This is a genomic window from Methylomonas sp. Uni0011 (assembly GCF_056850255.1).
Map to the genome: position 1 here is coordinate 140392 of NZ_JBVVNO010000001.1, position 13534 is coordinate 153925.

Sequence of the window (13534 nt, forward strand, 5' to 3'; positions counted from 1 at the left end):
ATGGTTAAGTGGGATCGTCAAAAGTTTCGAGAAAACGTTGCCGGGCTTGCTTGGCGTAACTAAAAGTGTCAAACAATGATGATGCCTCATCGTTTTGCAACAGACGTTCGATTTGGCCAAGCTCGGCTTGAAATTGTTGAATCAGCGGAATGATTTCCTGTTTGTTGGCCAGACAAATATCCTGCCACATGGTCGGATCGCTGGAGGCGATGCGACTAAAATCCTTGAAGCCGCCGGCGGCGTATTTGAAAATCTCGCGCTGCTCGTCCTTGCGCCCCAGCATGCCGACCAAGGCAAAGGCCAGAATATGCGGCAGATGGCTGGTGGCCGCCAACACCGTGTCGTGATGCTCGACCGTCATCACCGATACGCTGGAACCGATGCGCCGCCAGAACTCACCGAGTTTATCGACGGCTCCGGTGTCGGTTGAAGACAAAGGTGTCAGAATCACGCGGCGATTCTTGTATAAATCGACCTTTGCCGCCTCAACGCCGCTACGCTCGGCGCCGGCAATCGGATGCGCGGGTACGAAATTGCTCGGCACGTCACCGAACACTGCCCGCGCCGCCTCGATCACACTGCCTTTGGTACTGCCGGCGTCGCTATACAGCGTTTGTGAGTTCCAATGCGGTTTCAGCTGTTCGAAGATGGCCTGCATGCTGCCGACCGGCGTACAAATGATTACGCAATCGGTGCCGGCCATCGCCTGCGCGGTATCGGTGTAAAACGCATCGACCACGCCCAATTCCAGAGCGCGTTGCATATTGGGCAGATTTTTTTCCCGCCCCAAAGCGACCACCTGCTGGCACAAACCTTCGGCACGAGCGGCCTTGGCGATAGAGCCGCCGATCAGGCCAATGCCGATGATGCACAGGCGATCAAACACCTTGTAACACCTGGCTTAACGCATCGATGAAAATTCGGTTTTCCCGTTCGGTGCCGATACTGACCCGCAAATGGTTAGGCATTTCGTAATTGGCCACCGGGCGGACGATGACGCCTTTTTGCAGCAAGGCCTGGTATAGCGGCAACGCCGGTTGTTTCATATCCACCGACACGAAATTCCCGGACGAAGGAATCCACGGCAAATCCAACGCTTTGAATGCAGCCGTCAATTGGGCCATGCCGGCGTTGTTGACCGCCACGGTCTCGGCCAAGTATTCAGCGTCGGTCATCGCCGCTTCCGACGCAGCCAAGGCCAATATATTGCCGTTGAACGGTTGCCGTACCCGATTCAGCAAATCCGCCACTTCCGGCGAAGACACACCGAAGCCGATGCGCAAGCCGGCCAAACCGTAAGCTTTGGAAAAAGTGCGGGCAATCACCAGATTCGGATATTTGATCGGCCATTGCATCGACTCGGTGCGCACGGCCGGCTCGACGAACTCGTAATAGGCTTCGTCCAGCACGCACAGCACGGATTTGGGCAACGAAGCGATAAAATCTTCCACCGCTTGCGAAGCCAGCAAAGTTCCGGTCGGATTGTTCGGATTGGCGATAAATACCACCCGGGTTTTAGCTGTCACTGCCGCGCGCATTGCGTCCAGATCGTGACCATAATCCTTGGCTGGCACAACCACGGCCTTGGCCCCGACCGCTTGAGTCAGAATCGGGTACAAAGCGAAGGCATGTTGAGCGAACACCACTTCATGCTCCGGCGCGACGAAGGTGCGCATGACCAGTTCCAGAATCTCGCTGGAACCATTACCCAGCGTGATCTGTGCTAAATCCACACCCCAGCGGGCAGAGATCGCTGTTTTCAAGGCGTAACCACTACCGTCAGGATAACGGGCGATTTCCGGCAAGGTATTTTGAATCGCTTCGGCGACCTTGCGGCCGGTGCCGAGCGGGTTTTCGTTGGACGCCAGTTTGATGACTTCGCTCAAACCCAGCTCGCGCTGCAATTCTTCGGCCGGTTTACCCGGCACGTAAGGCATCAATTGCTGAACGCCTTCCAGGGCAAGTTGTAAAAATTGATTCATGAAGCAAACGGATTAAATGACAGCTTTAGGATAGGAACCCAATACTTTCAACATCTTGACGTTGTTTTCCAATGTTTTCAACGCTTTGGCCACTTCTTCGTCTTCGCGATGACCTTCGATGTCGATAAAGAATACGTACTCCCACAAACCTTGCCGCGAAGGGCGCGACTCGATGTGGGTCATACTGATCCCATATTGTGCGAACGGCTGCAGAATACGGTGTAACGCACCGGGCTGGTTGCCGGTGGACACCAGAATGGACGTCTTGTCCAGGCCGGTCGAAACCGGTTGCAAACGGCCGATGACGATAAAACGGGTGGTGTTGTTGGCTTCGTCCTCGATGTGTTTTTCGATGACGTTCAACTCGTACAACTCCGCAGCGGTCAAACCGGCGATTGCAGCCTTGCTATGGTCCAGCGAAGCCAGGCGGGCGGCCTCGGCGTTGCTGCTCACCGCAGTACACGGTACGCCGGGTAGATTCGCAGTCAGCCATTGCCGACACTGGGCCAACGATTGCTGGTGTGAGAACACTTCGCTAATGCCGACCAAGCCATCCATCTTGCCGAGCAGGTTCTGGTGCACCCGAATCTCGACTTCGCCGCAAATCTGCAGCGGACTGTCCATGAAGCGGTCCAACGTGTGGGCAATCACACCTTCTGTGGAATTTTCCACCGGCACCACGCCGAACTGGCAATGGCCGGTCTCGACCGCCTGAAAGATTTCATGAATGGTCGGTACCGGAATGTCTTTGACCGCATGACCAAAATGTTTGAAGGTGGCTTGCTGAGAAAAGGTACCGGCAGGGCCGAGAAACGCCACTTCCAGCGGTTTTTCCAGCGCCAGACAGGCCGACATCAGCTCCCGAAACAAATGTGCGGCGGCATCGTCGCCTAACGGTCCCGGGTTGAGTTCCTTGATCCGCCGTAATACCTGCGCCTCCCGATCCGGGCGATAAAAACTGCCGGTCTCGCCTTCGGCCTGTTTGGTGCGGGCCACTTCAAGCGCGCATTCCGCGCGCCGGTTCACCAGTTCCAGAATCTGTTGGTCTATCGCGTCGATACGATCGCGCAGTTCGGACAACGGAATAATCGGTGTCATAAAGCCTTAGTGGGTACGCTCGAATTCGGCCATGAAGGCTATCAACGCATCAATGCCGGCTTCCGGCATTGCATTGTAAATGCTGGCACGCATGCCGCCGACCGACCGGTGGCCGGCCAAAGTGCTCAAACCGTTGCGCTCGGCTAGAGCCAAAAACTCCTTGTCCAGCGCCGGGTCGTTCAACACGAACGGCACATTCATCCGCGAACGGTAAGCCTTGTCGACCGGGTTTCGATATAAGCTGGAATTGTCGATCGCATCGTACAGCTTCCCAGCTTTGCGGATATTGCGCTGCTCGATCGCGCCGACGCCGCCCTCGCCTTTCAGCCATTGCAGAGTCAAGCCCAACAAATACCAGTTGTAGGTGGCGGGCGTGTTCAGCATCGAATCAGCTTTGGCTTGTTGGGCGTAACTGAATACCGCCGGCGTATTTTTCGCCTCCAATCCGACCAGGTCGTCGCGCACGATAACGACGGTTACGCCGGACGGCCCCATGTTTTTCTGAGTGCCGGCGTAAATGATGCCGTAGCGGCTAACGTCGACCGGCCGCGACAAAATATTGGACGACATGTCGCAAACCAGCGGCAGCTCACCTACCTCGGGCACGTCGTTGAATTCGACGCCGTGGATGGTTTCGTTGGAGGTGTAATGCAGATAGGCGGCGCCGGAATCGATCTGCCACTCGGCGTAAGCCGGAATCGTGGTAAACGAGCCGGCTTCGCCGCTGGCGGCGAGTTGCACTTCGCAATACTTGCCGGCTTCCTTGATCGCAGCAGTGGACCAAGCGCCGGTATTGACGTAACAGGCCTTGGTTTTGCCGTTCAGAATATTTTGCGGAATCATCGCAAATTGCGCGGTGGCACCGCCTTGCAGAAACAACACCTGATAACCGGCCGGAACCGCTAGCAATTCGATCAGGTCCGCCTTCATTTGCTCGGCAATCGCCATGAAATGTTTGCCGCGATGGCTCATCTCCATCACCGACATGCCGCTGCCCTGCCAGTCCAGTATTTCTTGCTGGGCTTGCAACAGCACGGCTTCCGGGAGCATCGACGGGCCGGCGCTAAAATTGTAAATTCTTGCCATTACTCTTCCTCTCCCGCAGCGGACGGGGTGCCGTCCTCGAATTCCTGATCGCCGATTTCGTCGCCGTCTTCATCGCCAAGGCCATCAATGCGGTCCACGCCAACCACTTTCTCGCCTTTGTCCAGCCGAATCACGGTAACGCCCTGAGTATTTCTGCCGACGACCGAAATCTCTTTGACCCGGGTCCGCACCAGCGTGCCGCCATCGGTGATCAGCATGATTTCGTCGGTATCGTTGACCAATACCGCGCCGACCACGGCGCCGTTACGTTCCGAGGTTTGAATTGCGATCAAGCCCTGGCCGCCGCGGCGGTGTTGGGTGAATTCTTCCAACCGGGTGCGTTTGCCGTAGCCGTTCTCGGTGATGTTCAAGACCGTACCCTCGCTGGAAACGATCAACGAGATCACTTTTTGACCGTCCTGCAAGCGGATGCCGCGCACACCGGCCGCGGTTCTGCCCATCGAGCGCACGTCGGTCTCGTTAAAACAAACCGCCTTGCCGTCGCTACTGAATAGCAAGACGTTCTGCTGGCCGTCGGTAATCGCGACGCCGACTAAGGTATCGTTTTCGCTCAAATCGATCGCGATCTTGCCGTTGCTGCGTTGGCGTTCGAATTCGGGTAGCGGCGTTTTCTTGACGGTACCGGACGAAGTGGCCATGAAAATGTATTTATCGGCACTGTATTCGCGCACCGGCAGCATCGCATTGATTTTTTCGCCCTCTTCCAGCGGCAACAGATTGACGAAGGGCTTGCCGCGCGAGGCCCGGCTGGCGACCGGCAGGTTGAATACCCGCAGCCAGTAGACTTTACCGGCCGACGAGAAACACAGAATCGTGTCGTGGGTATTGGCGATGATCAGTTTCTCGACGAAATCGTTTTCCTTGGTGGCGGTCGCCGATTTGCCGCGGCCGCCACGGCGCTGGGCCTTGTAATCGTTGAGTGGTTGAGTTTTGACATAGCCTTCGTGTGACATGGTCACCACCATGTCTTCTTCGGTGATCAGATCCTCTGCCGACAGGTCGGAGTAATCCTGGACTATTTCGGTGCGACGTTGGTCGGCATACTGGTTACGGATCTCCTCCAACTCCTCGCGGATCACTTCCATCAGGCGCACGTCGCTGCCGAGGATATGCAGATATTCGTCGATCAACGCCAGCAACTCCCGGTACTCATTGACGATTTTTTCCTGCTCCAATCCGGTCAGGCGATGCAGGCGCAAATCCAGAATCGCTTGAGCCTGATTCTCGGACAAGCGGTAAACGCCTTCCGCCAAACCAAATTCAGGCCCTAAATCTTCAGGGCGGGAACGGTCGGCATCGGCCCGGTCCAGCAAAGAAGCTACCAGACCGGCATTCCAGGTTCTGGCTAACAAGCCGGCTTTGGCTTCCTGCGGATTCGGCGAGGTTTTGATCAGCTCGATCATCTCGTCGATGTTGGCGAGAGCTACCGCCAAACCTTCCAAGATGTGCGCCCGTTCGCGCGCCTTGCGCAGGTTGTAAATGGTTCTGCGGGTAACAATCTCTCGACGGTGGTCGATGAAGGCCAGCAAAATGTCCTTCAAATTCATGCAATGCGGCCGGCCGTCGTACAGCGCCACCATATTGATGCCGAACACGGTTTGCAGCTGGGTCTGTTTGTACAGGTTGTTCAGCACCACATCCGGCACTTCGCCGCGGCGCAACTCGATGACCATGCGCATGCCGTCCTTGTCGGATTCGTCGCGCAGTCCCGAGATGCCTTCCAGCTTGCCTTCCTTAACCAACTCCGCGATTTTTTCCAACAGCCGCGCTTTGTTGACTTGGTAAGGCAATTCGGTGGCGATGATGGCCTGACGGCCGCTGTCGCCAATATCTTCGAAATGGCAGCGCGCGCGCAGATAGATCCGGCCGCGACCGGTGGCATAGGCTTCGTAAATACCGGATGCGCCGTTAATGATGCCGGCAGTCGGAAAATCCGGACCGGGGACGATTTGCATCAATTCGGAAATCGACAAATCGGAATTTTCGATCAGAGCTAGACAGGCGCTAACGATTTCGCCCAGGTTATGCGGCGGGATATTGGTGGCCATCCCGACCGCAATGCCGGCGGAGCCGTTGACCAGCAGGTTCGGCACCCGGGTCGGCAGCACTCTGGGTTCGGATTCGGATTCGTCGTAGTTGGGGACGAAATCGACGGTTTCCTTGTCCAGATCGGCCAGAAGTTCATGGGCGATTTTGGCCATACGGACTTCTGTATACCGCATCGCCGCCGGCGAATCGCCGTCGACCGAGCCGAAGTTGCCTTGGCCGTCGATCAGCATGTAGCGTAACGAGAATGGCTGCGCCATGCGGACGATAGTGTCGTAAACCGCGGTGTCGCCGTGCGGGTGGTATTTACCGATCACGTCACCGACCACGCGGGCCGACTTTTTATAGGGTTTGTTCCAATCGTTACCGAGTTCGCTCATCGCGTACAACACGCGGCGGTGAACCGGTTTCAGACCGTCCCGCACGTCGGGAAGCGCTCTACCGACGATCACGCTCATGGCGTAATCGAGGTAGGATTGTTTCATCTCGTCTTCGAGATTGACCGGGATAATTTCTTTAGCGAAGTCTGACATGGATCCGTGATTCTAGTGCGGCCTAACGGTTACCCGTTCGACAGGACAGCCCGATGCATCAATTCCGTTTACTCAGTGCTGGCCGGATTATAAAGCGCCGAATTATAGCAAACGCCACCCTCTGCCGTCAGGCAAAAATCTCGGCCAAGAAGTTTTGCAGCGCTTGCCAGGAGCGGCGGTCGGCCAGCGGTTGGTAAACTGTGCCGAAGCCGGGGTTATTGGCAACCGGATTAGTAAATGCGTGCATCGTGTTGCCGTAACTATGAACTTGCCAATCGGCACCGGCCCGGGTCAACTCGGCCTGCAGCGCCTGCACCTGCGCCGGCGGCGCCATCGGATCGTCGTGGCCGTGCAGCACCAATACTTTGGCTTTGATCCGTGGCTCCGGGATATTGTCCGGCGGCAGCAACAAGCCGTGAAACGATACCACGCCGCGAAGGTCGGCGCCGGAGCGGGCCAAATCCAGCGCGCATAATCCGCCGAAACAAAAGCCGATAGCGGCGATCTTGGCGTTATCGGCCCAAGGCAGCAATTTCGCGGCCGATAATGCGGCATGCAACCGTCTCTGCAATTGCGCCCGGTCGGCCATAAAAGGTTGCATCAGGCCGGCATTTTCTTCCGGATTCTTGCCAAGAACACCACGACCGTATGCGTCGGCGGCAAAACCCAAATAACCCAATTCAGCCAATAGCTTTGCCTTTTCGGCAACAAAACCGTCCCGTCCGCCCCACGCATGGTGAATCAGTACAACCGGGCGTGGGCCGGCGATCGCGTCGTCGTAGGCAAAAAAGCCTTCCAGAGCCACGTCGCCATCCAAATAACCTACGGTATTCGACACAATCGCCATAAGCGCTCCCCGACCAACGTCTTTAAAGTTGCAAATCGCCTTTAGCCTGAAGTGCTTGCAAAAATCCCTCGGAGGCTTGTTCGACCAAATCCAAAACCCGTTCGAAACCATAGCTACCGCCATAGTAAGGATCAGGCACATCCCTTTGATTCAGGTGCGGCGCATACTCGAGAAAACGCCGAATCTTGTGAGCCTGATCTTGCGGACAAACCTCGCTCAATATCGCATGGTTATCGTCATCCATGGCCAGGATATGGTCGAAATTCTCGAAATCCTCGGCTACTACTTTACGCGCTCGGATATGCTTCAATTCGATACCGCGTTCCCGAGCCGCTTTCTGCGCCCGCAAGTCCGGCGCATCGCCAATGTGGTAAGCGTGAGTGCCGGCCGAATCGATCTGAAACCGTTCAGCTAAGTTCTTTTCGGCCACCAAGTGGGCAAAAACACCTTCGGCCGTCGGAGATCGACAAATATTGCCCATGCATACAAACAAAACCTTAATTTTCCGCATTGTTGTTTAAGTTTTCCGAATTGTTGACGCTAAATTGTAAGCTATACTCAGCCCGTCTGTCTTGCGGACCAAGCCGTCTAATACGAGCTGATCTAGCTAAAAAATACAACATGTTTCGGGAGCTTTAGGATGTTAATGATGAACTGGCATTCTGTGGGGGTGAAAGTGGTAGCAATTACCATGTCCGTCCTCACACTAGTCGGCGTAGCGATATTGATCGTGTATTCGAGTGCCGAAAAACAAAAACTGATCGACAGTCAAATAGCCTCTTCTCGCCAACTGTTGATCCTTTCTGAATCAGTTCGCGACAACGTGGTTAAGAAATGGGAATCCGGCGTTTATTCTCCGGAACAGTTGATGGGTTTAATTGAACAGTTCGGACAAGCCAAAGCCCGCGAATTGGTGATCGCGACGGTACCGACCGCCAACGCTTGGGATGTGGTGGAAACCGAAGCCAAAGGCCACGGCTTTCGTTTCAAAGCGCCTAGCCTGAATCCACGCAATCCGCGAAACGCCGCGGACGATATCGAACGCACAGCATTGGAGTATTTCAGAAACAACCCTTCGGCCAGCGATTACAGCTATGTCGACGAAGATAAAGAAGAAATACGCTACCTGCGTCCGGTAAAAATGGTCAAACAGTGCGAACTGTGCCATGGCGATCCGAAAATGTCCCAGACCTTATGGAAAAACGATAAAGGGGTCGATTTGCTGGGTTACCCGATGGAAAACCGCCGAGCCGGCGAATTACATGGCGCATTCGAGATCATTACGCCGTTCAGCGTGGCTTTAAACGAGTTGAAACAGCACGTCTATTACGCCATCGGCTTCCTGATCATCACCTTGATTATCATCGGCTTCACCGGATACTTCATGATGAACAAAATCATCATCGGACCGTTGACGGCTCTGGCGCTGAAGCTGCAGGACATCGGTAGCGGCGACGGCGATTTGCGCGCCCGCCTAGACGCTAGCGGCAAATCCGAGTTTGCCTGGATCGCATCCAGCTTCAATTCGTTCGTCCGTAAAATTGCCAAAACCATCGACCAAATCAGCGTGACCAGCGAAAAACTCGCCAGCGCTTCGCACAAATTAGCCAATATTACTCAGTCCACCCAATCGGGCGTCGAGCGGCAATTGCACGAAACCACGCTGGTTGCCAACGCCATGAAACAAATGACTGCTACCGTGCAGGAAGTGGCCCGAAACGCAGTCCGCGCGTCGGAGGCTGCAGAAATTGCTGATCGAGAAGCGTCCTCCGGCAAAAATATCGTCAAAGACGCCGTAAACGGCATCAATAACCTGGCCTCCGAAGTGGAAAACGCGTCCAACGTGATCCACGAGCTGGAAAACGATAGCAATAGCATCGGTGAAGTATTGGGCGTTATCCAGGGCATTGCCGAACAAACCAATCTATTGGCACTAAACGCAGCCATCGAAGCGGCTCGTGCCGGCGAACAAGGCCGCGGTTTTGCCGTCGTAGCCGACGAGGTCAGAACCTTGGCCAGCCGGACCCAAAACTCGACCTTGGAAATTCAAAAAACCATAGAACGCCTACAAGACCGGGCAAAACAAGCGGTAAACGTGATGGAAAACGGCAGAAGCCGAGCCACATCGAGCGTTGAACAGGCCGCTTCCGCCGGCGGCTCGATTACCTCGATCAGCGAACGTATTGATACGATCAATGATATGAACAATCAGATCGCCAGCGCCGCCGAGGAGCAAACCGCGGTGGCTGAGGAAATCAACCGTAACATTACCAATATCAGCCGGGTATCGGAAGAAACCTCGATTGGGGCAAAAAACACCGCGGAAGCCTGCCACGAACTGATGGCTCTGGCCGATCAATTGCGTTCGATGGTCGGCAACTTCAAAACCTAACATAACCCTCAAACGGAAGCCGGACCGGCCGCTACGGCTGTAGTTCGGCTTCCAAATCCCCAGTAAACCCACAACTGGCGGCTATACTTAAGGTGCACATCCACTAACGCACTTTTAGGAAATAGGACATGCCCACTTCCATTAACCAGTTGTTCGATCAAATTCATAAGATCCCTCAAGTACCTGAGGTAGTCAGATCCATCATCAACCAACTGAACAATCCGAATGCGGACATGCTCAACATCGCACGTGATGTTGAGAAGGAACAGGTCATCGCGCTAAAAATTTTGCGATTGGTCAATTCGGCGCATTTCGGCTTGTCGCGAAAAATTGGCTCTATCAACGAAGCGGTTGCCATGTTGGGATTAAATCAACTGAAAACCTTGGTCATCGCGTCCGGAATGATTGGCGCCATGCCCGAGATAAAAAACTTCGATGTCAAACGAAGTTGGCAGAACAGTTTTCGCACTGCTGCATACAGTAAATGGTTGGCGGAACAGGCGGGAGTCGCTGCCGATATCGCATACACCGCCGGCCTGCTATCCAATCTGGGTAACGTGTTGATTCACATTGCCTGCCCAAGCGAAGCCAATGAAATAGATCAACACGTCAAAGCCGGCGGCGCGGAGCGGTTGGACATCGAGAAAAACCGTCTTGGCTTTACCAGTCAGCAGGTTTGCGCCGAACTTTGCCGACGCTGGCGTTTCGCCGAAATCCTGATTGAGACGTTAGAACAGTCTGCAGAGCCCTGGTTATCGGAGCAGCCAAATAAATTAAGTTGCGCCGTCTGCCTGGCCGGTTGGATCAGCGAACGGCAGGACCGAGGCATGGAACCGGCGGAAATTCTGGCCAATCTTCCGGAACAAATCACCGGTCCGCTTGGATTCCAGGCAGATCTGCTGAACGAAAAGATGCCTGCGGTTCTACTACAAAAATCCGAACTCGACGGGCTATTAGACTGAATCAAACCCGGATTGGCGTTGACTCAACGCAGCGTCAATCCCAAATTGACGGCAATATGCGCTAATTCGGTCGTGGTATCCACCTGCAATTTTTTCTTGATTTGCGTGGCGTAGTTCGCCACGGTTTTATGCCCAAGGCACAGTTGGTCGGCGATTTTATGCACCGTCATACCTTGGGCCAACAAACTGAACACATCGAATTCCCGCGGCGAAAAACCGGCGATAGCGGCCTGATGATCGGAACGCGGCGTATCGGTTTGATTCAGGCTTTTGATCAAACCCTGTTCTACGTACTCGCCGCCGTCCATGATCGCAGCAATAGCTTCGGCCAGAATGCCGGGCGCGCTGTTTTTGGTAATATAGCCTTTCGCACCGGCGTTCAGTGCCCGGCCGACATAAACCTGTTCGTGGTGCACGCTGAATACCAAAGTCTTCGCGGCCGGATCGCGCTGCATAATTCGGCGGATGGTTTCCAACCCGCCAATACCCGGCATGGATAAATCCATCACCAACATATCCGGTTGCAGTTCCTGGTAAAGTTGAATCGCCTGTTCGCCGCGTTCGGCCTCGCCTATCACTTCGATCGCATCGCCTGCAGCCAACAGCATCTTAAATCCGGCCCGTACCACTAAGTGGTCGTCAACCAACAATATCTTGATTTTCGTCGTCATAACGGAATCCTGGCATCGACAACCATTCCTGCACCGGGACTGGAAACCACTTTCAGTTCGCCGTCCAACGATTTGATGCGCTCCTTAATCCCCAATAGTCCGAAACCGCGCTTTACCGCCTGCAAATCGCAACCCTGGCCGTCGTCCTGCACTTTAAGATGAAGACAGGCCGCAGGCGATTCCATCCGTTCCAGATCGATGGCCACACGCCCGGCCCCGGCGTGCCGCACCACATTGGTCAGACATTCCTGAATCACCCGGAATATCTGAACCGTCAGATTTTTATCCAGGTCGTCGACTGCATCGCTGCAGCGGATATTCAATTGCAAGCCGGCATTCCGCTCCGACCAATGGTTGACCATTTCTTCCAATGTCGCTTTCAATCCCAACTCACTGAGCACTAGCGGATGCAACTGTTGCATCATCGAACGCACCACCGTCATCAAATGATCGCAAATTTCGCTGATCGACGCGCTGATCTTAACCGTATCGGCTTTTTGGTGGCCGGCTGTGACGGCCATCACCTTAATCGCCGTCAGGGATTGGCCAAATTCGTCATGTAATTCCTGAGACAAGCGCCGGCGTTCTTCTTCCTGGATTGCCAGCGAATGTTGGGTCAGCGCTCGGTTTTCCTGGCGAGCTTTTTCCAACTCAGTGGTCATGTGATTGATTGCATTGGCAATATCGTCGAATTCTTTGGTGGAAAACGGCGGCAACTTGAGTCGGTACTGGCCGGTTTCGATAATCCGTAAAGCATCGACAATAACGGCAATCGACTGCAGCGACTTATTAAACACCAGATTGACAGCCAAAAAAGTCAACAAGGTCAGCAGCGAAATCGACGCTAAAAAACCGACGCTTTCGCCCCATACTTCGGTAATTTCGTCCAGCGGTTGCGCCTGAATGATCAGCTTCAACTCCTGTCCCTGTTCGGTTTTCAACTGATGTTCGACTTGCGGATAATCGCTTTTCACCAAGCCGATGAACCAAGCGGGGGGCATTTCCTCGGGAGAGCTAGGCAAGGTTTCGCCGGCAAAATGAATCAGTTGGCCGTCCGGCTTTTGCAGTTGGATGGTCAAGTGGCGGGTCTGACGCAGCGCACTGAAGCGGGATAAATCGCTGCTTTGTTGAAACACAGGAGTGTCGGCTATGCCCAGTGTAATCAGTTGCAACGCCAAATGAATCGACGCGTCGACCTCTTTTGCCACTGCCTGCCGGGCTTGCCATATTGCAATCGCCCCGCCCAACAGCAAAATGCAGAGCGACGACAACAACACACGAAGGATAATCTGGTAGCGAAGACTCATTGCACAGTGACACTCAAAACCGGGTATTATCCGGTGTGGTTCCAAATGCAGCCACAGGAAAAATTCACTTTCTGGGTTGTGCCTGATAGCCGGCCTATTCGCCATCGTTTACGTCGCCGACATTCGACAGCCGGAGCCAAAGTTCGACATGAAGATTCGCTCCTACCGGTACTGAGCAAGCGGCGGTGATCCAATTATCGCAGGCATGCGGTCTGCTGCGCCGCTGGAACGATCCGTATCTGGATATCCAACCCAAACTAAGTGTGCAGCCGGAATTGTTCCTGGTTGGCGTCGATGCCGACGCCAACATTATCGGCAACGCAATGGCCAGTTACACCGGCCGCCGCGGCTGGATCAACTACCTTGTCGTGGCGCCGGACAAACGCCGGTCGGCGTTGGGGAGGCAGTTGATGCACGCTGCAGAATCGGAACTAACCAAGCGCAGCTGCAATTTGCAAGTTCGGGTCGGCAACGACGCCGCGCTGGCGTTTTACCGAAACCTGGGTTACCTGCAGGACGATGTGGTCAGCCTCGGCAAAAGGCCCATCTCGGACCTCGACCCGAGCTAAGCGCATTCTCCCCGCAAAGC

At 54.7% G+C, this 13534-nt stretch carries 12 protein-coding genes; 3 read left to right on the forward strand and 9 right to left on the reverse strand.

Annotated elements, in window-relative coordinates:
- Positions 1-4: 4 nt before the first annotated feature.
- From AC0IM9_RS00610 to AC0IM9_RS00640, 7 genes are all read right to left on the reverse strand, one after another.
- Complete coding sequence (locus AC0IM9_RS00610) at positions 5-886, reverse strand: prephenate dehydrogenase (protein ID WP_482802685.1); 882 nt, start codon at positions 884-886, stop codon at positions 5-7.
- Complete coding sequence (gene hisC / locus AC0IM9_RS00615; RefSeq protein WP_482802686.1) at positions 879-1982, reverse strand: histidinol-phosphate transaminase; 1104 nt, start codon at positions 1980-1982, stop codon at positions 879-881. Before hisC ends, AC0IM9_RS00610 begins: the two co-directional genes overlap by 8 nt.
- Positions 1983-1994: 12 nt before the next feature.
- Positions 1995-3080, reverse strand: a complete 1086-nt coding sequence (pheA, locus tag AC0IM9_RS00620; protein WP_482802687.1) for a prephenate dehydratase — start codon at positions 3078-3080, stop codon at positions 1995-1997.
- Between the two features lie 6 nt (positions 3081-3086).
- Positions 3087-4166, reverse strand: coding sequence for a 3-phosphoserine/phosphohydroxythreonine transaminase (gene serC / locus AC0IM9_RS00625; protein ID WP_482802688.1), 1080 nt, complete (start codon positions 4164-4166; stop codon positions 3087-3089).
- A complete protein-coding gene (gene gyrA, locus AC0IM9_RS00630) occupies positions 4166-6766 on the reverse strand; it encodes a DNA gyrase subunit A (RefSeq protein ID WP_140910492.1) in 2601 nt (866 codons plus the stop codon). Before gyrA ends, serC begins: the two co-directional genes overlap by 1 nt.
- 127 nt (positions 6767-6893) lie before the next feature.
- On the reverse strand, positions 6894-7613 hold the full coding sequence (locus AC0IM9_RS00635) for a dienelactone hydrolase family protein (RefSeq protein WP_482802689.1): 720 nt from the start codon (positions 7611-7613) through the stop codon (positions 6894-6896).
- A gap of 22 nt (positions 7614-7635) precedes the next feature.
- The gene (locus AC0IM9_RS00640; protein WP_140910494.1) at positions 7636-8124 is read right to left on the reverse strand and encodes a low molecular weight protein-tyrosine-phosphatase; all 489 of its coding nucleotides are present in this window, start codon (positions 8122-8124) and stop codon (positions 7636-7638) included.
- A gap of 180 nt (positions 8125-8304) precedes the next feature.
- On the opposite strand from AC0IM9_RS00640, the gene AC0IM9_RS00645 reads away from it, so the two are divergent.
- Both AC0IM9_RS00645 and AC0IM9_RS00650 read left to right on the forward strand, forming a co-directional pair.
- Positions 8305-10005 (forward strand): methyl-accepting chemotaxis protein, encoded by a 1701-nt coding sequence (locus AC0IM9_RS00645; RefSeq protein ID WP_260839143.1) that lies wholly within the window; start codon positions 8305-8307, stop codon positions 10003-10005.
- A gap of 128 nt (positions 10006-10133) precedes the next feature.
- Positions 10134-10967 carry an HDOD domain-containing protein gene (locus AC0IM9_RS00650; protein WP_445370498.1) on the forward strand — a complete coding sequence of 278 codons (834 nt, stop codon included), beginning with the start codon at positions 10134-10136 and terminating at the stop codon, positions 10965-10967.
- A 23-nt stretch (positions 10968-10990) separates the two neighbouring features.
- Here AC0IM9_RS00650 and AC0IM9_RS00655 read toward each other — a convergent pair whose 3' ends face one another.
- Together AC0IM9_RS00655 and AC0IM9_RS00660 are read right to left on the reverse strand one after the other, a co-directional pair.
- Positions 10991-11638 carry a response regulator transcription factor gene (locus AC0IM9_RS00655; protein WP_482802690.1) on the reverse strand — a complete coding sequence of 216 codons (648 nt, stop codon included), beginning with the start codon at positions 11636-11638 and terminating at the stop codon, positions 10991-10993.
- On the reverse strand, positions 11635-12945 hold the full coding sequence (locus AC0IM9_RS00660) for a sensor histidine kinase (protein ID WP_140910498.1): 1311 nt from the start codon (positions 12943-12945) through the stop codon (positions 11635-11637). Before AC0IM9_RS00660 ends, AC0IM9_RS00655 begins: the two co-directional genes overlap by 4 nt.
- Positions 12946-13130: 185 nt before the next feature.
- Between AC0IM9_RS00660 and AC0IM9_RS00665 the strand changes: the two genes are divergently transcribed.
- Entirely contained in the window at positions 13131-13514 is a 384-nt protein-coding gene (locus AC0IM9_RS00665) for a GNAT family N-acetyltransferase (protein ID WP_482802691.1), read from the forward strand.
- Positions 13515-13534 lie beyond the last annotated feature (20 nt).